This is a genomic window from Streptomyces sp. PH9007, assembly GCF_059813725.1.
Map to the genome: position 1 here is coordinate 2,410,282 of NZ_CM187440.1, position 18,854 is coordinate 2,429,135.

Below are 18,854 nucleotides of genomic sequence, written 5' to 3' on the forward strand. Positions count from 1 at the left end.
CCCTGCTGTCGACAGTTCTACGGCAGTACCGGCCGGCACGGAGGGGGCGCCCGTCCCCGTGGTTAGAGGCTGACGCCGACCGTCACCGGTTCGTTGACCAGGGTGACGCCGAAGGCGTCCCGTACCCCGTCCCGTACCTCGCGGGCCAGCGCCAGCAGATCGGCGGTGGTCGCGCCGCCCCGGTTGGTGAGGGCCAGGGTGTGCTTGCCGGAGATCCGGGCCGGGCCGCTCCCGTACCCCTTGGTGAAGCCGGCCTTGTCGATCAGCCAGGCCGCGGAGGTCTTGGTGTGGCCGCCGGCCGCCGGGAAGGCGGGGGGCTCGACGCCGGGGCCCAGGCGCCGCGCGGCGCGCTCGCGGAAGGCCGCGAACTCCTGTGCCGTCAGCAGCGGATTGGTGAAGAACGAACCGGCCGACCAGGTGTCGTGGTCCTCCGGGTCCAGCACCATGCCCTTGCCGGCCCGCAGCTTCAGCACGGTCTCGCGGGCGGTGGCGGCGGCCACCCGCTCCCCCGCGGCGACGCCCAGCGTCCGGGCGGTCTCGGCGTACGCGATCGGTGCCGAGAGCCCGCCCGCGTCCTCCAGCGCGCAGCGCACCCGCAGCACCACGAACCGCCCGGGGTCGGCCTTGAAGCGGCTGTGCCGGTAGCCGAAGCCGCAGTCGGCGGCGGGGAGGGTGACCGTACGGTGCTCGGCACGGTCGTAGGCGATGACCTCGGTGATGACGGAGGCGACTTCCTGGCCGTAGGCGCCGACGTTCTGGATGGGGGTGGCCCCGGCCGAGCCGGGGATGCCGGCCAGGCATTCGATGCCGGCCAGCCCGGCCTCCACGGTGCGGGCGACGGCCGCCGACCAGTTCTCGCCCGCGGCGAGTTCCAGGCGGGTGCCGTCCAGGTCGAAGCCGGTGGTGGCGATCCGCAGGGCGGTGCCCCGGAAGCCCTCGTCCGCGATCAGCAGGTTGCTGCCGCCGCCGATGATCAGCAGCGGGGTGCCGGTGCCGTCCGCCTCCTGGACGGCGGCGATCACCTCGGCGTCGGTGCTCGCGGTGATCAGCCGGTCGGCGGGGCCGCCGAGCCGGAAGGTGGTCAGATCGGCGAGCGCGGCGCCGGCGGTACCGGCGGGGTCAGAGGTTTCGAGCACCCGTCCAGAATACGGTCCGCCGCCGCGCGGGGCCCGGACCGGGGCGAGGGCGGCCCGGGCCGGATCGCGCGCCGGGGCGGGCCCGGGGCGACGCCCGCCCCGCCGCCCCGGCGGGGCGTTCCGGCCGGGGCCCCCCGGAGCGCCGTCCGCGATCAGGCGGGCACGCGGTCGGCCGGCCGGTGGTCGGTCGTCGGGTCGGTGGGCCCGGCCGGCGGGGCGGCGGTCGGCCGGGGAGCCTTCGGCGCCCGCCGTTCCGGCAGCAGCGCGATGACGGCCGCCGCCACCAGCAGCAGCCCCACGGCCAGCCACAGCGCGGGCACCAGGCCATCCGTGAACGCCTGCGCCGAGCCGTACCCGCCGCGGGACGCGAAGACCGAGGCCAGGACGGCGACGCCCAGCGCCCCGCCGACCTCGCGCGCCGAGTTGTTCACACCGGAGGCCACCCCCTGCCGCCCCTCCGGTACGGCCCCCATCGCGATCGCCCCGGACGGGGCGAAGAACATGGCCATGCCGATGCCGCACAGCACGAACGCCGGCACCATGCCGCCGTACGAGACGCCCGGGTCGGCGTACAGCGCGAACCAGCCCATGCCCACCGCCATCAGCACCAGCCCCGAGGCGACGATCGGCCGGCCGCCGACGCGGTCGGTGAAGGCCCCGGCGATGGGTGCCACGATCATCGGCATGGCGGTCCACGGCAGCATCCGCACTCCGGCCTCCATCGGCGAGTAGCCCATGATCAGCTGGAGGAACTGGGTCAGCAGGAAGATGGAGCCGAACATCCCCGCGTACATCAGCAGGCTGGTGATGTTGATCGCGGTGAAGGTGCGGGAGCGGAAGAAGCCCATCGGCAGCAGCGGCTCGGGGTGGCGCAGCTCCCAGCGGACGAACGCGTACAGCAGCACGGCCCCGAGTGCGAAGCCCGCCAGCACCGGGCCCGTGGTCCAGCCGTGTTCGTGGCCGCGCACGATGGAGAGCACCACGCCCAGCAGACCGGCGCTGGCCAGGACGGTGCCGACCACGTCCAGCCGCTTGACCGGGCCGCGGCTCTCCGGGAGCCGCAGGAAGACCAGGGGCAGCAGCAGGACGCCGATGGGGATGTTGAGCCAGAAGATCCAGTGCCAGGAGAGGTGTTCGGTCACGGCGCCGCCGACGAGCGGGCCCGCGGCGATGGCGAGGCCGTTGACCGCGCCCCACACGCCGAAGGCGGCGCCCCGCCGCTCGGGCGGTACGACGGCGGATATCAGGGTGAGGCTGAGCGGGATGAGGGCCGCGGCGGCGGCGCCCTGGACGGCGCGGGCGGCGATCAGCGCGTCCGTGGAGCCGGCCAGCGCGGCACCGGCGGAGGCGAGGGTGAACAGGGCGACGCCGGCGCCGAAGACCAGGCGGCGGCCGTAGCGGTCGCCCAGGGCCGAGGCGAACAGCAGGAGGCAGGCGAACGGCAGGGTGTAGCCGTTGACGATCCACTCCAGGGCGGCCAGGTCACCGTCGAGGTCCTCGCGGATGATGGGCAGGGCGGTGGTGACGACGAGATTGTCGAGGCTGGCCATGAAGGTGGCGAAGCCGGTCAGCAGCAGCGTCCAGACGATGACGTGCGGGCGCCGCGTGCCCCCGTTCGGGGCTTCGGGCATGTTCCCTCCCAGAAAACTAGTGATTGATCAATAACTTATGCGGACACACGTGTGCCCGGGAACCGGACCGAGAACCGGGCCGGGGCGGCTAGCCGTACCGCTTCTTGCCCTCGTGATCGTGCGCGCAGGCGACCCACAGCGGGTGGTCCGCCGGGAAGCCGAGCGCCAGCAACACGTTGATCAGCATGCCGTTGGCCAGGAAATCGGCGGTCTCCACGCCGTCCGCGCCCAGCCGCAGGTGCACGGCCTCGAACAGTTCGTTCCAGCAGGCACGGATCCGGGCCGCGAAGTCCTCGTCCCCGCCCGCCTCCGCGGTGTGCACCGCGACGTACATCTGCATCTGGAACATGAGCTTGTCGCGGTCGGCGGTGAGCCCGGTGTACGCCTCCGCCATCGCGTCGTGCGCGGCCTGCGGATCCAGGCCCTCGGAGACACGTTCGAACGTCCGCCGGATCTCCGCCGTGCCGTGCTCGGCGGCGGCCAGGAAGATCGCCCGCTTGTCGGGGAACAGCCGGAAGAGATACGGCTGCGAGACCCCGACCCGGCGGGCGATGGCAGCGGTCGTGGTGCCCGCGTACCCTCCCCTGGCGAACTCCACGACGGCGGCGCGGATGACGGCCGTACGCCGCTCCTCCGCCGTCATCCTGCCGCTGTCCCTGGCCATGCGAGTAAGTTATTGACCAATCACTATCTTGTCAACGGGATCGAACGGGCCGGCGTTCAGCCCAGCCGGACCACGGCCCGGGACAGCCCCAGCACCTTCTGGCCCGCGCTGCGCGCCACCAGGTCCACCCGGACCGTGCGCGCCTCGTCGTCCAGCTTGGCCGCGACCTTCGCCGACACCTCGATCTCGGCCCCGGTGTCGTCGTTCGGCACCACCACGGGGTTGGTGAAGCGCACCCCGTACTCGACCACCGCCGCCGGGTCCCCGGCCCAGTCCGTGACCACCCGGGCGGCCTCGGCCATGGTGAACATGCCGTGCGCGATCACGTCCGGCAGCCCGACGTCCCTGGCGAAGCGCTCGTTCCAGTGGATGGGGTTGAAGTCCCCCGAGGCGCCCGCGTAGCGCACCAGATCGGCGCGGGTCACCGGGAACGTACGGGCCGGCAGCTCCGTACCCACCTCGACATCGGCGTACGCGATCCTGGCGGTCACTTCTCCCCCTCCGGCTTCTCCGGCGCGCGCGACACCAGCTTGGTGTACGCGGTCACCACGTGCTCCCCCGCGGCGTCGTGCACATCGCCGCGGACGTCGAGGATGTCGTTGCCCGCCATCGACTTCACGGACTCGATCACCGAGGTGACCGTCAGGACGTCCCCGGCCACCACCGGACGGCTGTACCGGAACTTCTGGTCCCCGTGCACCACGCGGGTGTAGTCCAGGCCCAGCTTCGGGTCGTGGATCACCGCCTGGGCTGCGGCGAAGGAGATCGCGAAGACGAACGTCGGCGGGGCGATCACATCCGGGTGCCCCAGCGCCCGCGCGGCGGCCGGATCCGTGTACGCCGGGTTCTCGTCACCGATCGCGACCGCGAACTCGCGGATCTTCTCGCGCCCCACCTCGTACGGCTCGGTCGGCGGATATGTCCGCCCGGCGAAGGACTGATCCAGGGCCATCGGCCGTCAACCTCCCAAAATCACGCGAGGCCGCCCCCGACAGATCGGGGGCGGCCTCGCAACAGTGACAAGTCAGCGGGTCTCGCGGTGCGCCGTGTGGGCGTTGCAACGCGGGCAGTGCTTCTTCATCTCAAGACGGTCCGGGTCATTACGCCGGTTCTTCTTGGTGATGTAGTTCCGCTCCTTGCACTCCACGCAGGCCAGCGTGATCTTCGGGCGGACGTCGGTGGCAGCCACGTGAGTGCTCCTTGACGGATGGACGGATTAAACACAGGAAAGAGTAGCCGATCGGAGGACCGACCCCGCAATCGGCTACTCGGAGTGAAGTAGCGGCGACCGGACTTGAACCGGTGACACAACGATTATGAGCCGTTTGCTCTACCGACTGAGCTACGCCGCCACGAGCTGCGTGGCTCCCGCCAACAGGAGGAAGACCTCACATCTCAGAGCCCCAAAACGGAATCGAACCGTTGACCTTCTCCTTACCATGGAGACGCTCTGCCGACTGAGCTATTGGGGCGAGCGAGAAAGAGATTACACGCTCCCGGGCCGAAGACGAAATCCGTAAACGGCCGCCCCGGCTCCGTCAACACCTCCCAAGTCACCGGAAACCACAGCAGTACGACTAATGACGTCTTCCCCACCCAACCACCCCGGGCGCCGTAGCCTCGCCTCGTGCCCGACCACCGCGATGCCGCCGCGACCGCACTGCTGCTGGGCAGCGCCCGGCTCGCCGACGGCCGTACCGTCGACGTCCGGCTGAACGGCGAGCGCGTCGAGGCCGTCGGAACCCCCGGCAGCCTGCCCGCCACCGCGCCGGGCGTCCAGCGGCTCGACCTCACCGGCTACCTGCTCCTGCCGGCCCCCGCCGAGCCGCACGCCCACCACGACACCGCCCTCACCAGCGGCTGCCCGGGGCCACCCCCCGAGGGGCCCGACCAGTTGCGGCGGCGGATCATCGAGGCGTCGCTGCTCCAGCTCAGCCACGGCGCCACCGCCCAGCGCAGCCAGATCAGGATCGGCGACGTCCTGGGGCTGCGCGCGCTGGAGGCCGCCCAGGCCGCGCGCCGGGCCCTGCTGGGGCTCGCCGAGCTCCAGCCGGTGGCCGCGCCCCGGCTGCTGACCGGGCGGGCCGGCGCCGACAACCGCGCCCAGCTCGCGGACGCCGCCCAGCTCGGCGGCACCGCGCTGGGCGGCTGTCCCGACCTCGACCCGGACCCGGCCGGCTACGCGGACATCGTGCTGTCCATCGCCGACGCGCAGGGCTGCGCCATCGACCTGCACACGGACGCGGACGACCCGGCCCGGTTCGCCCGGCTGGTGACGGCGGCGGGGGCGTGCCGTACGGCGGTCACGCTGGGCCCGTGCGCCGGGCTCTCCCTGCTGCCCCCGGACACCGCGGCGCGCGCCGCCGACCAGCTGGCGGCGGCCGGGGTCGCGGTCAGCTGCCTGCCGCAGTCACCGTGCGCGGCCCTGCCCGCGCCGCCCCGCCCCTCCCGGCCCCCGACCCCGCCGGTGCGGACGCTGCTGGCCGCCGGTGTCACGGTGGCGGCGGGCAGCGGGGCGGTACGGGACGCCGGCAATCCGGTGGGCCGCGGCGACCCGCTGGAGGCCGCGTACCTGCTGGCGGTGCGCGGGGCGTGCGACACCGCCGGGGCCTACCGGGCCATCAGCTCGGCGGCGCGGGCGGTGCTGGGGCTGCCGAAGGTGCGCATCGAGCCCGGCTTCCCGGCGGAACTGCTGGCGGTGCGCGGCGAGAACCTGCCGGGCGCGCTGTCCCTGGCGTACAGCCGGCTGGTGATCCACCGGGGCCGGGTGGTGGCCCGTACCTCGGCCGTGCGCGAGTACTGCGGCTCCCCTGCGGTCCCCCTCACCGAGCTGCCGCGCCAGCCGGCCCCGAGGAGCTGACGACGGGTCGGTGGCCCGGGGAACGCACGGGTGACGCGCGGCCGACGAGGCGTCTGCGGGCCGTGCCGTCCGGCGCGTTGCCCCGGGCGGGCCAGCGGCCCGTTCGCCGGACGAGGCCGCCGCCGCCCCGTCCCGCCGTGCCGGTGACGGGCCCGCCTCCCCCGGCCCGCGGCGCTGCGTGAACACCGTCCCGGTGTGCCAAGCTCGGGAACATGCGCACAGTCATCGCCGGAGGGCACGGGAAGATCGCACAGCGTCTGGAGCGGCTGCTGGCCGCGCGCGGGGACCGCCCCGCGGGCCTGATCCGCACACCGGAGCAGGCCGCGGCCCTGCTCGCGGCGGGCGCCGAACCGCTCGTCTGCGACCTGGAGTCGGCGCCGGTCGCCGAACTGACGAGGCATCTGGAGGGCGCCGACGCGGTCGTCTTCGCGGCCGGCGCCGGGCCGGGTTCGGGGGCGGCCCGCAAGGAGACCGTGGACCGGGCGGCGGCGGCGCTGCTCGCGGACGCGGCGGAGGCGGCCGGGGTGCGGCGCTATGTGATGGTGTCGGCCATCAACGTGGACGAGGAGCCGCCGCCCGGCACCGACCCCGTCTTCGCCGCCTATCTGCGGGCGAAGGCCGCCGCCGACGCGGACCTGCGCGCGCGCACCGCCCTGGAGTGGACGATCCTGCGCCCCGGCATGCTGACGGACGCCCCCGGCACCGGCCTGGTGGACCTCTCCCCGGACGCTCCGCGCGGCGAGATCACCCGGGACGACGTGGCGGCGGTGCTGCTCGCCCTGCTGGACACGCCCGCGACGGCCGGCCTGACCCTGAACCTGGTCAACGGCTCGACCGCCGTCGACGCCGCGGTGACCCGCGCCGCCGCAGCCGGCTGACGGACTCCGGCCACCGACCACTGCCCGGGTCGTATCCGGCGGCCCCGGGGGGGTCACCCCTCCGGGGCCGTCGCGGCGCGGAGCGGCTGCGCGTGGCGCAGGCCGGTGGTGAGCAGCGTCGCCCACGGCGCGTCGACGGAGAAGGCGTCGATGCTGGTGAGCAGGTGGCACAGCTGCCCGTAGGCGAAGAAGTACTGGATGTCGGCGACCTCCGCCCCGGAGCGGGACGCGACGTGGTCGGTGACCCGGCCGATCCCGTGGCGCACCGCCTCGGCGACGGCCGGCTGATCGGTGGCCGCCTGGGCGTGCACCTGGAGCATCATCAGGTCGCGGTCGGCGATGAGCTGCGCGTACGCACCGGCCATGGCCGCCAGCAGGCCGGACGGCGAGGTGTCCTCGCTCTGTTCGGCCCCGCGCTCCAGCGCCTCGATGATCCGGGTGTAGCAGAGGTCGAGCGCGGCGACGAAGAGCCGTTCCTTGGAGGAGAACAGCTTGGACACGTAGGCCGGGGAGATGCCGGCGTGCTCGGCCACATCGGCGATACGGGTGCCCCGGAAGCCGTGCCGGGCGAAGGTGGCGACCGCGCTGGCAACGACGATCCCCCGGCGATCCTGTGCGGTGGAGAGAATGCGCTCCGTGTTCATGTGATTGACCGTACATTCACTCTTCTCCCGGAGGGCAAGCCTGCCCGGACGGGGATTGACATCCAGTAGTGAGTGGCTGTTCAATCACTCCTGTCGCCACCGGACGGCCCGGTCGGCGCGAAGGACCCGCGCCCGGGTCTTTTTCTTTGACCCAAAGAGTGAATGATCAGCCATTCACCACCCCTTGCGAAGGAGCACCATGACCACCACGACCGCCACCGAAGTCGTCCTGCCGGGCCCGGTCGAGCCCGCCGGATTCCAGCTGCGCCGACGCGAGATCGGCCCGCCGGCCCCCGGCCAGGCCCTGCTCCGCGTCGAGGCCAGCGGCGTCTCGTTCGCCGAACAGCAGATGCGCCGCGGCACCTACTTCGACCAGCCCGCCTACCCCTTCATCCCGGGCTACGACTGCGTCGGCGTCGTCACCGCCGTCGGCGACGGCGTCGACACCTCCCTCGTCGGCCGCCGGGTCGCCGCGCTGACCAAGACCGGTGGCTGGGCCAGCGCCGCGCTGCTCGACGCCCGCGACCTCGTCCCCATACCGGACGGCGTCGGCCCGGCCGAGGCCGAGACGCTCGTCGTGAACGGGCTCACCGCCTGGGGCATGCTGCACCGCACGGCCCGGATACGGCCCGGACAGACCGTCGTCGTGCACGGCGCGAACGGCGGCGTCGGCACCCTCCTGGTACAGCTCGCCCGGCACGCCGGCGCGCGCGTCATCGGCACCTGCTCCGCCCGGCACACCGAGGCCGTCCGTGCTCTGGGTGCCGAACCCGTGGACTATCGCGCACCGGATCTGCACGAACGGATCCGCGCGCTGGCCCCGCACGGCGTCCAGGCCGTCTTCGACCACGTCGGCGGCCCCGGCATCGTGCGCTCGTGGCGGCTGCTGGCCAGGGGCGGCACCCTCGTCGCCTACGGCAGCGCCTCCACCCGCGACGACCCCCGCAACGGGCGGGCGACCATGCTGCTCGTCGGCCGGCTGCTGCTGTGGAACGTGCTCCCCAACGGCCGCCGCGCCTCCTTCTTCAACGTGTGGGCGGGCCGCCGCCGCGCGCGCAGCTTCCGGGCCCGGCAGCACCGGGAGCTCACCGCGGTGCTGCGGCTGCTCGCGGACGGCGTCCTCACCGCCCGGATCGCCGCCCGCGTTCCGCTGACCGAGGCGCCCCGTGCGATGGAACTCGCCGAGTCCGGGACGGTCGTCGGCAAGGTCGTCCTGGTCACCGAGCACACACCCGGCTGACGCGCCGGAGCCGGCCACGACACGCCCGGCCGGGCGCCGGTGACACGCGCCACCCGGCAACGTGCCTCCAAACGCCCTGACTTCGGGTCGCGAGCCGGGAATGTGTCTGCGCGCAGGCGGGTTTGCCCCTCAGGCGAGGTCCTGCCGGACCCCGCCGGAACACCGGGATGAGATTCCGCGCAACATAGTGCCCTCTTGGGGTGGTCTTAACGGTGAGAGCCTGAACGACTCCGACGACTGCCAACCAGCCCACTTAGGGGAGATCTTGCCCACTACCATCCGGAACCCGGACACCGGCCGGGCACCAGGACCGGACGCTCGACCCGATGCCCGCATACCCGTGGCGGTGCACACCTCCGAACCACTCTCCCGCGAAGGCGCGCTCAGTCTGCTGGGGCGACACCCCGACATCGAGCTGCGCGAGGAGACCGGGTTCACCTCCGGCACCGTGGTCCTGCTCATCGCCGACACCCTCGACGGTGCCACCCTCTCCGTCTTAAGGCGTATCGCGCGCACGGCCGGCGCCCGGGCCGTCCTCGTCGTCGGCACGCTGCGGGAGGCCGAACTCCTGGACGTGGTCGCCTGCGGGATCAGCGCCATCGTCTGGCGGCACGAGGCCACCGAGAAGCGCCTGGTGCAGGCCGTGGTGGCGGCGGCCCGCGGCGACGGCACCCTGCCGGGCGACCTGCTCGGCCGGCTGATCAACCAGGTCGGCGCGCTGCACCGGTCCGCGGCGGGCCGCGAGGGCGTGCCCACCACCGGGCTGACGCCCCGTGAGGTGGAGGTGCTGCGGCTGGCGGCCGACGGCCTCGACACCGGGGAGATCGCCGCCAAGCTGGCGTACTCGGAGCGCACCATCAAGAACGTGATGCACGGGCTCACCACCCGCTTCCACCTGCGCAACCGGGCCCACGCGGTGGCCTACGCCTTCAAAGAGGGCTACCTCTGATCTGGGCCGCCCCTCGCCGGGCACCCGGCTGTTGCCTTCCGGGGCAGCGGGTGTGCCCGGCGCCCGGCCCCGGGGCCCATGTGCGGGACGGCCGTCGGCCAGGCATGATCTGCGGCGTCCGCGCGTGACCCGGAACGGCGCTGACACGGAACGGTGGGAGTACGACGGTGATCCACGAGGTGGACGAGGTTCTGAAGGGACTGCTCGGCGGTGGCGCGCTGACCGGCTCCGGCATCGATGTCTCGTTCGAGGTGCCGAGCCGCGACTGGGCGGCACGCCGCAACGGACCGGTGATCAACGCGTACTTGTACGACATCCGGGAGGACACCGGCCGCCGCCACCGCGGTCAGGTCGCGGTGCGCGATGACCGCGACATCACCGTGCAACGGCGCGAGCCGCCCCGCTGGCTGCGGCTGTCGTACCTGGTGACCGCGTGGACGAAACAGCCGGAGGACGAACACCGGCTGCTCTCGGCCGTACTGGCCACGCTGCTGCCCCGCGACACGCTGCACCCCTCCGAACTGCCCGACAGTCTGCGGGCCCTGGGCATGCCGGTGCCGCTGACCGTGGCGGGCCCGCACGGTGAGGCCCGTTCGCTCGCGGACATCTGGTCGGCGCTGGGCGGCGAACTCAAGCCGTCCGTCGATGTGACGCTCACCGCGCCGTTCCCGCTGTCCCCGGAGTACGACGTCGCCCCGCCGATCAAGGAGGCCGTCGTCCGGGTGCGGGGCATGTCCGACGAACCGTCGGCCGCGGAGGAGCGCGCCCAACGTCCGCTGACCCTGCCGAAGCCCCGCGCGGGAGGGGCCCGGGACCCGCGGCCCATCCGGCGGACGCGGGCCGTCCGGCGCAGGCGCGCCACCTGAGGGAGAACGCGCCGGCCGTGCCGGGGGCGGCGGGCGGGGCCGCCGGGTCACGGCCGCCCCGCCCGGGGGTCCGCTACAGGACGATGTCGTTCTCGATGTCGAGGATCGTCCACTGGGCGTGATCGGAGGAGGCGCAGTCGCCGAGGGTCAGCGGGTGGTCGACGCGGCTGGCGTCCAGGCCGTCGACGACAAGGCACAGGTTGTTGCTCTTGAAGTTGCGGATCCAGTAGCCGTTGTCCTGCTTGTCGAGCCACCACAGCTGGTTGTCGTCGGTGTTGGTGACGCACCTGTACTGGGTGATGACCGTGCCGGCCTCATGACCGCGCTGCGCGGGAAGGTCCATGCAGAAGTCGGCCCAGGCGTTGCGGATCTGGAAGAGCGGCGCTCCCGCCGGGCCCCCGTCGGGCAGGCGCACCTCCAGGTTCCACCGCTGGCTCTGCTGGTCCGTCTTGCACTCGTGCTGCTCCACCTTGTAGTCCAACTCGGGCTTGGCGCCGGGGATGTCGGCGCAGCGCCAGGTCGAGGAGTTCCACAGCACGAGGTTCTCCATCAGCGGCTCTTCCTCCTCCTCTTCACCGCCGCCGGCGCCCTCTTCCTCGCCGCCGCTCTCCTCCACTTCCTCCTCGGTCTCCGGCTCCGGATCGGGCTCCGGGTCCGGCTCGGGGGGCGGGGGCGGCGGTTCGGCCGACGCGGGCGGCGGGTCGATGGGCTCACTGACGTCGGTCGTCAGCTCCGTGGCCAGGCTCTTGACCTTCGGGTCGTGGTTGTACCAGAGCATGGCGAAGGCGAGGGCGAGCGCGACGGCCGCCCCCAGGAAGGCGGCGAGCCAGCCGGGCAGGAAGCCGCGCTGGAGGAAGGTGCCCTCCACCGGCAGCGGTTCCTTGCCGGAGCGCTGGACGGCGAGGGTGTACGGCCGCTCCTCCTTGCCACCGAACCACCGGATCTCCTTGGGCCGCAGCGTCGCCTTCACGAACGCCGCCCGGCCCGGCTCGATCCGCACATTGCTGGGGTGCAGGTCGTAGGAGAGCTGGTCGCCGTTGTCGCTGCCGCTGAGCGAGGCGGTGAGCGGGGTGTTGCCGAGGTTGTCGACGGCGAGCCGGGGCCGGCCCCGGAACCTGCCCTTCACGGTGGGCGGCACCAGTTCGGCGCGCACCTCGCTGAAGGGCAGTACGGTCAGGTTGCCTTCGGGGACCGTCACCGCCTCGGGATGCTCGGTCGGCGTGATGCGTACCGCGAACGGGGTCGGCCCGGCCGTGGCGTCGGGGGTACGGGGCGGGGCGAAGGTCAGTTCGACGGCCCCGGTGGTCCCCGGGTAGAGGCGGAGTGTCTGCGGCTCCACGGTGGTCCAGGGCGCGACGTCCCCGACGGGTTCGAAGCGGTACTCGTCGACCACGTCTCCGGTGTTGCGCAGACGCAGGCGTACCCGCGTGCTGTCACCGGGGGCGACGGTCGCGGAGGCGGGTTCCAGAGAGGTCCACAGGGTCACGAGGGCGAGCGTAATGAAGCGGGCCCCGGGCGGTCACGAGGCGACGGCGCCGTCCTTCGGGCGCGAAAGGGCAAGGCGGTTGCCCTTCCGGGACCGCGCCCGGCGGGGCGGGACACGGGACATCGCGGGTACGGAGCGGGCATCGGAAGGCCGCGCCCGGCCCGTACGGTGCCGTACCGGGCCCATGAGGGCCCCGCACGAACTGCCCCCGCAGGACTGGACATTGCCCATCACATGGGCCCCAGGGCCGTTCCGTTGCCGCGCCGAGGCGCGTAAAGGTGGTGCTGTTCCTATCCATACCCCGAGGAGATGCAGACCATGCCGTCCTATCTGTCACCCGGCGTCTACGTCGAGGAGGTGGCCAGCGGCACGCGTCCGATCGAGGGTGTGGGCACCTCCGTCGCCGCCTTCGTCGGGCTCGCGCCCCGCGGGCCGCTGAACGAGCCGACGCTGGTGACCAACTGGTCGCAGTACGTCGCCTCCTTCGGCGATTTCACCGACGGCTACTACCTGGCGCACTCGGTCTACGGCTTCTTCAACAACGGCGGAAGCGCCGCCTATGTCGTGCGCGTCGGCGGCTCCGCGGCGGGCAACCCCGCGGGCGGCCAGGCCGCGCTCGCCGGTTCGGGCCAGGACGCCCCCGCCGCGCTGCCCCCGGCCGAGCCCCAGGAACTGGGCACCTTCACGGTGAACGCGATCGCGCCCGGGCCGCGCGGCCCGCTGAGCGTCGAGGTCGCCGACGCCGAGGGCGAGGGCCCCGCCGAGCGGTTCAAGCTGAACGTCAAGGACGACGGCAAGATCGTCGAGAGCTTCGACGTCACGGCGAAGAAGGGCAACCGCGCCTACGTCGTCACCCAGGTCAAGGAGCGCTCCAAGCTCATCGCGGTGGCCGAGGCGGCGCCCGCCGGGCAGCTCGCGCGCCCCGAGAACCAGACGGTCACGCTGACCGCCCCCGTACCGGCCGGTGCACCGGCCCCCGCCGCCGAGGACGCGCAGCCCGCGCACCCCGGCCCCGGCACGTACCTCGGTGACTCCTCGGACCGCACCGGCTTCGGCGGCCTGGAGGCCGTGGACGAGATCTCCATGGTCGCCGTCCCCGACCTGATGGCCGCCTACCAGAGCGGCGCCATCGACCTGGAGTCGGTCAAGGCCGTCCAGCTCGGTCTCATCGCGCACTGCGAGCTGATGGGCGACCGCGTCGCCATCATCGACCCGCCGCCCTCGCTGAACGCGCGGCAGATCCGGGTCTGGCGGCAGGAAACGGCCGGCTACGACTCCAAGTACGCCACGCTGTACTACCCGTGGATCAAGTCCTTCGACCCCGCCACCGGCAAGGCCCGGCTGATCCCGCCGAGCGGCCACGTCGCCGGCGTGTGGGCCCGCAACGACACCGAGCGCGGCGTGCACAAGGCCCCCGCCAACGAGGTCGTGCGCGGCGCCGTCGACCTGGAGCTCCAGATCACCCGGGGCGAGCAGGACCTGCTCAACCCGATCGGCGTCAACTGCCTGCGGGCCTTCCCCGGCCGCGGCATCCGCGTGTGGGGCGCCCGTACGCTCTCCTCCGACCCGGCCTGGCGCTACCTCAACATCCGCCGGTACTTCAACTACCTGGAGGAGGCCATCCTCCTGGGCACCCAGTGGGTGGTCTTCGAGCCCAACGACCACAAGACGTGGGCCCGTATCCGGCGCAACATCACGGCCTTCCTGACGAACGAGTGGCGTGAGGGCGCCCTGTTCGGCACCCAGGCCAGCCAGGCCTTCTACGTCAAGTGCGACGAGGAGACCAACACGCCGGAGTCCATCGACCTCGGCCGTGTCATCTGCGAGATCGGCGTCTCCGTCGTCAAGCCCGCGGAGTTCGTGATCTTCCGGCTCGCCCAGCACTCCAGCGGGACCGGAGAGCTCGAGGAGTAACCGCTCCGGCGGCCGGCCGCGGCCCACCGGCTCCCCTGACGAACCGGGGGCCGCGGCCGGCCGCCACCCCACGGACCGTCATCGCCACCCCTGCATCGCGGGACCGAGTCCCCGATCCACCGGAAAGAGAACGCAAGCATGCCTCTGGAGCTGGGCGACAGCCTCACAGTTCACAATTTCGGCTTCCAGATCGACGGCATCGCGGTCGAAGCGATCCACGAGATCAGCGACTTCAACATCGAGCAGGAAGTCATCACCTACAAGCAGAACACCCCCGACGGCATCCCCGTCACCAAGAACATGCCGGGCACCGAGCAGAGCGGCAGCGTCAAGGTCGTCTTCGGCCTCACCCGGCAGACCGTCTTCCAGGACTGGATCAAGGAGTCCCAGGAAGGCAACATGGGCTCGGCCCGCAAGAACGCCTCGATCATCCTGCTGGACTACGAGCGGAACGAGGTCATGCGGTACAACCTCGTCAACGCCTGGTGCAACCTGGCGACGCCGACCTCGCTGGAGGCGGGCGGCTCCGCTCCGCTGACCCTCACCGCGACCGTCAACTTCGAACGGCTGGAAGTCGCTTAATGAGGCGCACGGTGGCCAGGCCGGCGAGGGAGAACACCGCCCCGCCGGCTCCGCCCGCACAGGACCGGCCGGAGGCGGAGCCTGCCGCGGCGCCCGCCGCGGCGGCCGTCCCGGAGCCCGCGCTGCGCACGGAGTTCGCCTTCGAACTGCCCCGCGGGTACGTCGACGCGCAGGGCACCGTCCACCGTGAGGGGACGATGCGGCTGTCGACGGCGCGGGACGAACTGCTCCCGCTCCGCGACGCCCGGGTGATGGAGAACCCCGCCTACCTGTCGGTGGTGCTCCTGGGTCGCGTCATCACCCGGCTCGGCACGCTGTCCTCGGTGCACGACGGGACGGTGGAGGGCATGTTCGCCTCCGATCTGGCGTTCCTCCAGGACTTCTACCGCCAGATCAACGCCGAGGGCCACACCCGTGCCACGGTGGCCTGCCCGCACTGCTCCGAGCCCTTCGAGGTGGAACTCGGCGGGAGCCGCCTGGGGGAATCATGACGTACGCGACCGACCGGCTGCACGAGGAGATCGCGTACCTCGCCTACCACTTCCACTGGGGACACGCGGAGATCCTGGACCTGGAACACCACGATCGCCGCCGTTACGTGCAGCAGATCGCGTCCCTGGTGCAGAGCGCCGAAACGAAGGGCTGAGCAGTGGGTTTCCTCGATCGTCTGCTGCGCCGCACGGACGGTGCGGGGGACTCGCCGGGTTCGGCCCCGCCGGGTGCCGCGGACCGGACGGCGCAGGCCGGGGGCGGGACACCGCCCCCGGCGGGCGTGCCCGCCGCCGGTCCGCCGGCTGGCGGACCGGTCGTGCCGGCGTGGACGGTGCTGCCGCCCATCCAGCGCGCGGTGGCGCCCGAACAGCGGGTCGCCGACATGCGGTTCGGCGGACAGCTGGCGACGTTCCAGAACCCCTCGTCGGTACGGGCCCGGCCGCCCGCGATCCTCGACGGGCGGGCTCCCGCCAGCAACATCGGCCGGCCCCTCGAAGCCGCCCGGGCCTCGGTGTCCGGCCTCGAACACCCGGCGCCGCAGCCCGTGGCCCCGGCCGCGCAGCCGGTCGCCGAGCCCGTGGAGCAGTCGGTGGCACAGCCGGTGGCGGAGGGAGCCGCTCGGCGCGCCACCGGGCCCTCGGCCGCTCGCTCCCGCCCGTCGGGCACCCGGGTAGGTCCGGTCACCCAGGACGCCCCGGTGCAGCGTTCGCTGACCCGGAGCGTGGCGGCACCGGCGGGCGCGCCGCGCCGCGTACTGCCCGCGGTCCGGCGCGAACCCGCGTCCGGGACGGGGCGGTCGCACCCGACCGGCGGCCCGGGGGCGGCGGCGTCCGGGCCGCCGCCCGCTTCCGGCAGCGGTGGACCGGGCGCCGGGGCGGCGCCCTCCGTGCAGCGGTCGGCGACGCGTACGGGCGAAGTCGGACGGGAACGGCGTGACGCTTCCCCTGCGGGCGGGGGCGCCGGGGAATCGACGGTCCCCGGCGCCCCTGCCGCACCGCACGGGCCGGGCCCCGCACCGGCCACACCTGCCACACCTGCCACACCTGCCACAAGCATGTCCGGTGACCACCGGGCGGGAGGCCGCCCGGTCCTCGGCGCACCGCTGCGGAAGGCCCCCGCGAACGGCGGCCCGCAGCCGCCGGTGACCCGGCAGGGCCCCACCCCGGACGGGCCGGGCCCCGCCTCCCCCAGCACACCGGAACGGCCCGCGCGGCAGCAGGACACCAACACCGCCCCGGCCGTCCAGCGGACGGCCGCGACATCCGGGGCGGGCCACACCACGCCCCGCACCGCCCCGCGTCCCGACGCCGCCCCGGCCGCGCCGGGCACTTCCGCGTCCCCGGCGGCAAGCCAGGCGAGTGGGGCGGGCCCCGCCGTGCAGCGGCAGGCGTCCTCAGCCCGTCAGGGCCAGGACCGGAGCCAGGACCCCAGCCCGAGCCCGAGCACGGACCGGGTACGTGGTCGGGGAACGGAACGGCCGGACCGGGGCGCGACCGGCCGGACGGCCCCGCGACCGACTGGGGACACCGGTACCCCCGGCACCCCACCGCGTACCCCCACCGCGCAGCACCCCACGGACCAGGCGGCGGCCACCCGCGCGCCGGGCGGCACTCCGCCACGGGCAGCCGCTCGGCCGGCGGCCTCCCCGAGCGGCACCGCCGGGCTGGGCAGCCCCGTCCAGCGCACCGCGAAAGCGGCACCGGCCCCCGCCGCACCGGCGGCCACGCCCCCTTCTTCCTCCAGGACGACCGGCGACAGCGGGCCCGGGGCCCCGGCTGTCCAGCAAGCGGCGAGCGCGACGACGCATCCCGCCACGCCCGTTGCTCCGGCGACCGCGACGAACAGCGGCCCCGGGGCTCCCCGTGCGGCGGCCGGCCGTCCCGCCAACGCGCCGTCAACACCCGGGCAGCCGACGCCCGACGACAGGGGCGGGCCGACAACGCCCGCCGTGCAGCGCAAAGCGAGCACCCCCGCTCCCCCGGCCGCCCGCGCTACTCCCCCGTCGGCGCCTCAGCGGCCGACGGCCGGTCACGGCGGGCTGGGCAGCCCGGTCCGGAGCACCCCGAACACGGCGCCGCCCCCCGCCGCACGCACTGCGCCGCCCGCCCCCGGCACCGCCCGTCCCGCCACTCCGGCGTCAACTCCCCAGCGGCCGAAGCCAAGCGACGGTGCGTCGGCAACCCCCGCCGTGCAGCGCAAGGCGAGCACCCCGACTCCTCCGGCCGCGCCTGCCGCGCCCGCCACCCGCACCACCGGCGGCGCAGCTCCCTCGTCACCGGCCCGGCGGACGACGACCCCCGCGACGGGCGACAGCCGGCCGGTGGCCCCCACCACGCCCGGTCCTTCCCCGGCAACTCCCTCGCACGGCCCTCGCGCTGCCGACACGTCACCGAGCACCCCGCCCACCGGGGCGCACGGTGGCAGCCCGCGACCTCCCGCCGCCCTCCGGCGTACCACGGACGCCGCGCCCGTCCGTCCGGTCTCCCCGGGGGCAGGCGAGGGCCGGCCGGTGACGCCCGTCGTTCAGCGGTCGGCGAGTGCCTCCCCGTCCACCCCGGTTTCTCCCTCCCCCGTGGTTCCGCCGACCCGCACGGCGGGCGGCAGCGGCACCCTGGCACCGGCGCCCCACCGGGCGACGGGCGGCACCACGCCGCCTTCGGCCCCGGCCACCGGCGCGAACCACCCGGCCCACCACCCCGGTCCTGGGCCCGCTGCCCCCGTCCAACGCGCCATCGGCACCGGCACCGGGGGCGCGCCGTCCGCCGCTCCGCGCGGCAGTTCCCCGGCGCGGGCGGACGGCACACCTTTCCGCGCGTCACCGGCGGCGGACGCCACGGCGGGTACGTCCACCGCGGCCCGTTCCCCCCAGGGCACGGCACCGACGCCGGGCGCCACCGCACGGCCGACGCAGGCCGCCCCACCGGCCGGGCCCGTCACTCCCCCGGCGGAGCGGCCGGCCGAAGGCGCCCCGCTCCGTACGGGGCTGGGCACGCCCACCCGTCAGGTGCCGTCCGCGCCCGTGCCCGGCCCGGCCCGCGTGCAGCGCAGCGCCGTCGCCTCCCCGCTGCCGCGCTCCTCCGCCCCTGCGGGGAGCGTGCCGCCCGTCGCGCCCTCCGTCCCGGTGCACCGCTCGCCGCTCGCTACCCCTTCCCCCTCCCCGTCGGGGGCTGAGTCCGGTGCGTCCGCCGGGCAGGGCCCGCGCCCCGCCGGGCTCGGCGGTCCGCTGCCCGCGCAGGACGTGAGCCGCACCCCGGTCGCGCCGGTCCGGCCCGGCCCCGGCCCCATGGCCGTGCAGCGCGCCGCCGCACCCTCCGGTGCGCCCACCGCACCGGTGTCCCCGCCCACCGCGACGCCCTCGCACGCCGACGCTCCCGCCCCGCGCGCCACTCCTCTGCCGGTGCCCGTGCCCACGCCCCCGCTCACCGTCGCCGTTCCGGCCTCCGCCCCTGCCCCTGCCCCTGCCCCTGCCCCGGCCCCGGCCGCATCGCAGCGTCCGCTGCCCGCCGTTGCCC

20 protein-coding genes and 2 tRNA genes are annotated in these 18,854 nt (G+C 74.1%); 9 read left to right on the plus strand and 13 right to left on the minus strand.

What is annotated here, in order from left to right:
* Positions 1–62 precede the first annotated feature (62 nt).
* The 8 genes from ACTFAP_RS10935 to ACTFAP_RS10970 form a co-directional block, all read right to left on the minus strand.
* Complete coding sequence (locus ACTFAP_RS10935; RefSeq protein ID WP_500468920.1) at positions 63–1,136, minus strand: UDP-N-acetylmuramate dehydrogenase; 1,074 nt, start codon at positions 1,134–1,136, stop codon at positions 63–65.
* A 152-nt stretch (positions 1,137–1,288) separates the two neighbouring features.
* Positions 1,289–2,767, minus strand: coding sequence for an MFS transporter (locus ACTFAP_RS10940; RefSeq protein ID WP_500468921.1), 1,479 nt, complete (start codon positions 2,765–2,767; stop codon positions 1,289–1,291).
* An 88-nt stretch (positions 2,768–2,855) separates the two neighbouring features.
* The gene (locus tag ACTFAP_RS10945) at positions 2,856–3,410 is read right to left on the minus strand and encodes a TetR/AcrR family transcriptional regulator (protein ID WP_451751615.1); all 555 of its coding nucleotides are present in this window, start codon (positions 3,408–3,410) and stop codon (positions 2,856–2,858) included.
* 77 nt (positions 3,411–3,487) lie between these two features.
* Complete coding sequence (locus tag ACTFAP_RS10950; protein WP_500468922.1) at positions 3,488–3,922, minus strand: MaoC family dehydratase; 435 nt, start codon at positions 3,920–3,922, stop codon at positions 3,488–3,490.
* Positions 3,919–4,383, minus strand: a complete 465-nt coding sequence (locus tag ACTFAP_RS10955; protein WP_030736405.1) for a MaoC family dehydratase N-terminal domain-containing protein — start codon at positions 4,381–4,383, stop codon at positions 3,919–3,921. The genes ACTFAP_RS10950 and ACTFAP_RS10955 overlap by 4 nt, the downstream gene beginning before the upstream one ends.
* A 72-nt stretch (positions 4,384–4,455) precedes the next feature.
* Complete coding sequence (gene rpmG, locus ACTFAP_RS10960) at positions 4,456–4,620, minus strand: 50S ribosomal protein L33 (protein WP_004571794.1); 165 nt, start codon at positions 4,618–4,620, stop codon at positions 4,456–4,458.
* A 90-nt stretch (positions 4,621–4,710) separates the two neighbouring features.
* A tRNA-Met gene (locus ACTFAP_RS10965) sits at positions 4,711–4,783 on the minus strand.
* Positions 4,784–4,830: 47 nt separating this feature from the next.
* Positions 4,831–4,903: transfer RNA gene (locus ACTFAP_RS10970), tRNA-Thr, on the minus strand.
* 155 nt (positions 4,904–5,058) lie between these two features.
* Between ACTFAP_RS10970 and ACTFAP_RS10975 the strand changes: the two genes are divergently transcribed.
* Both ACTFAP_RS10975 and ACTFAP_RS10980 read left to right on the plus strand, forming a co-directional pair.
* Complete coding sequence (locus tag ACTFAP_RS10975; protein WP_495684395.1) at positions 5,059–6,291, plus strand: amidohydrolase family protein; 1,233 nt, start codon at positions 5,059–5,061, stop codon at positions 6,289–6,291.
* A gap of 212 nt (positions 6,292–6,503) precedes the next feature.
* A complete protein-coding gene (locus ACTFAP_RS10980; RefSeq protein WP_390126030.1) occupies positions 6,504–7,169 on the plus strand; it encodes an NAD(P)H-binding protein in 666 nt (221 codons plus the stop codon).
* A gap of 53 nt (positions 7,170–7,222) precedes the next feature.
* On the opposite strand, the gene ACTFAP_RS10985 is transcribed toward ACTFAP_RS10980, so the two are convergent.
* Positions 7,223–7,813: a TetR family transcriptional regulator gene (locus tag ACTFAP_RS10985; RefSeq protein WP_495684397.1), complete on the minus strand. Its 591-nt coding sequence runs from the start codon at positions 7,811–7,813 to the stop codon at positions 7,223–7,225.
* A gap of 199 nt (positions 7,814–8,012) precedes the next feature.
* Here ACTFAP_RS10985 and ACTFAP_RS10990 point away from each other — a divergent pair, with 199 nt between their 5' ends.
* The 3 genes from ACTFAP_RS10990 (at position 8,013) to ACTFAP_RS11000 (ending at position 10,868) form a co-directional block, all read left to right on the plus strand.
* Positions 8,013–9,053, plus strand: a complete 1,041-nt coding sequence (locus tag ACTFAP_RS10990) for a zinc-binding dehydrogenase (RefSeq protein ID WP_495684398.1) — start codon at positions 8,013–8,015, stop codon at positions 9,051–9,053.
* Positions 9,054–9,330: 277 nt separating this feature from the next.
* Complete coding sequence (locus ACTFAP_RS10995) at positions 9,331–10,002, plus strand: helix-turn-helix transcriptional regulator (protein WP_390126054.1); 672 nt, start codon at positions 9,331–9,333, stop codon at positions 10,000–10,002.
* A 167-nt stretch (positions 10,003–10,169) separates the two neighbouring features.
* Positions 10,170–10,868: a Pvc16 family protein gene (locus ACTFAP_RS11000; protein ID WP_500468923.1), complete on the plus strand. Its 699-nt coding sequence runs from the start codon at positions 10,170–10,172 to the stop codon at positions 10,866–10,868.
* Between the two features lie 73 nt (positions 10,869–10,941).
* On the opposite strand, the gene ACTFAP_RS11005 is transcribed toward ACTFAP_RS11000, so the two are convergent.
* The gene (locus ACTFAP_RS11005) at positions 10,942–12,354 is read right to left on the minus strand and encodes an RICIN domain-containing protein (RefSeq protein ID WP_500468924.1); all 1,413 of its coding nucleotides are present in this window, start codon (positions 12,352–12,354) and stop codon (positions 10,942–10,944) included.
* A 318-nt stretch (positions 12,355–12,672) separates the two neighbouring features.
* On the opposite strand from ACTFAP_RS11005, the gene ACTFAP_RS11010 reads away from it, so the two are divergent.
* From ACTFAP_RS11010 to ACTFAP_RS11025, 4 genes are all read left to right on the plus strand, one after another.
* Entirely contained in the window at positions 12,673–14,268 is a 1,596-nt protein-coding gene (locus ACTFAP_RS11010; protein ID WP_495684934.1) for a phage tail sheath subtilisin-like domain-containing protein, read from the plus strand.
* A gap of 138 nt (positions 14,269–14,406) precedes the next feature.
* Positions 14,407–14,850 carry a phage tail protein gene (locus ACTFAP_RS11015; RefSeq protein WP_390124160.1) on the plus strand — a complete coding sequence of 148 codons (444 nt, stop codon included), beginning with the start codon at positions 14,407–14,409 and terminating at the stop codon, positions 14,848–14,850.
* Positions 14,850–15,341, plus strand: a complete 492-nt coding sequence (locus ACTFAP_RS11020; RefSeq protein ID WP_390124163.1) for a hypothetical protein — start codon at positions 14,850–14,852, stop codon at positions 15,339–15,341. The genes ACTFAP_RS11015 and ACTFAP_RS11020 overlap by 1 nt, the downstream gene beginning before the upstream one ends.
* Entirely contained in the window at positions 15,338–15,496 is a 159-nt protein-coding gene (locus ACTFAP_RS11025) for a DUF6760 family protein (protein WP_390124165.1), read from the plus strand. Before ACTFAP_RS11020 ends, ACTFAP_RS11025 begins: the two co-directional genes overlap by 4 nt.
* Before the next feature lie 1,874 nt (positions 15,497–17,370).
* Here ACTFAP_RS11025 and ACTFAP_RS11030 read toward each other — a convergent pair.
* From ACTFAP_RS11030 to ACTFAP_RS11040, 3 genes are all read right to left on the minus strand, one after another.
* Positions 17,371–17,676: a hypothetical protein gene (locus ACTFAP_RS11030; RefSeq protein ID WP_500468925.1), complete on the minus strand. Its 306-nt coding sequence runs from the start codon at positions 17,674–17,676 to the stop codon at positions 17,371–17,373.
* Positions 17,677–17,865: 189 nt separating this feature from the next.
* Complete coding sequence (locus tag ACTFAP_RS11035; RefSeq protein ID WP_500468926.1) at positions 17,866–18,192, minus strand: hypothetical protein; 327 nt, start codon at positions 18,190–18,192, stop codon at positions 17,866–17,868.
* Between the two features lie 150 nt (positions 18,193–18,342).
* On the minus strand, positions 18,343–18,753 hold the full coding sequence (locus tag ACTFAP_RS11040; RefSeq protein WP_500468927.1) for a hypothetical protein: 411 nt from the start codon (positions 18,751–18,753) through the stop codon (positions 18,343–18,345).
* Positions 18,754–18,854: the final 101 nt, after the last annotated feature.

What these genes read in the sequence shown, in the direction of transcription:
- ACTFAP_RS10945 (WP_451751615.1), bottom strand. Translation starts at nt 3,410, where the DNA reads ATGACGGCGGAGGAGCGGCGTACGGCCGTCATCCGCGCCGCCGTCGTG.
- ACTFAP_RS10980 (WP_390126030.1), top strand. Translation starts at nt 6,504, where the DNA reads ATGCGCACAGTCATCGCCGGAGGGCACGGGAAGATCGCACAGCGTCTG.
- ACTFAP_RS10940 (WP_500468921.1), bottom strand. Translation starts at nt 2,767, where the DNA reads ATGCCCGAAGCCCCGAACGGGGGCACGCGGCGCCCGCACGTCATCGTC.
- ACTFAP_RS11025 (WP_390124165.1), top strand. Translation starts at nt 15,338, where the DNA reads ATGACGTACGCGACCGACCGGCTGCACGAGGAGATCGCGTACCTCGCC.
- ACTFAP_RS10990 (WP_495684398.1), top strand. Translation starts at nt 8,013, where the DNA reads ATGACCACCACGACCGCCACCGAAGTCGTCCTGCCGGGCCCGGTCGAG.
- ACTFAP_RS10985 (WP_495684397.1), bottom strand. Translation starts at nt 7,813, where the DNA reads ATGAACACGGAGCGCATTCTCTCCACCGCACAGGATCGCCGGGGGATC.
- ACTFAP_RS11010 (WP_495684934.1), top strand. Translation starts at nt 12,673, where the DNA reads ATGCCGTCCTATCTGTCACCCGGCGTCTACGTCGAGGAGGTGGCCAGC.
- ACTFAP_RS10955 (WP_030736405.1), bottom strand. Translation starts at nt 4,383, where the DNA reads ATGGCCCTGGATCAGTCCTTCGCCGGGCGGACATATCCGCCGACCGAG.
- ACTFAP_RS11020 (WP_390124163.1), top strand. Translation starts at nt 14,850, where the DNA reads ATGAGGCGCACGGTGGCCAGGCCGGCGAGGGAGAACACCGCCCCGCCG.
- ACTFAP_RS11015 (WP_390124160.1), top strand. Translation starts at nt 14,407, where the DNA reads ATGCCTCTGGAGCTGGGCGACAGCCTCACAGTTCACAATTTCGGCTTC.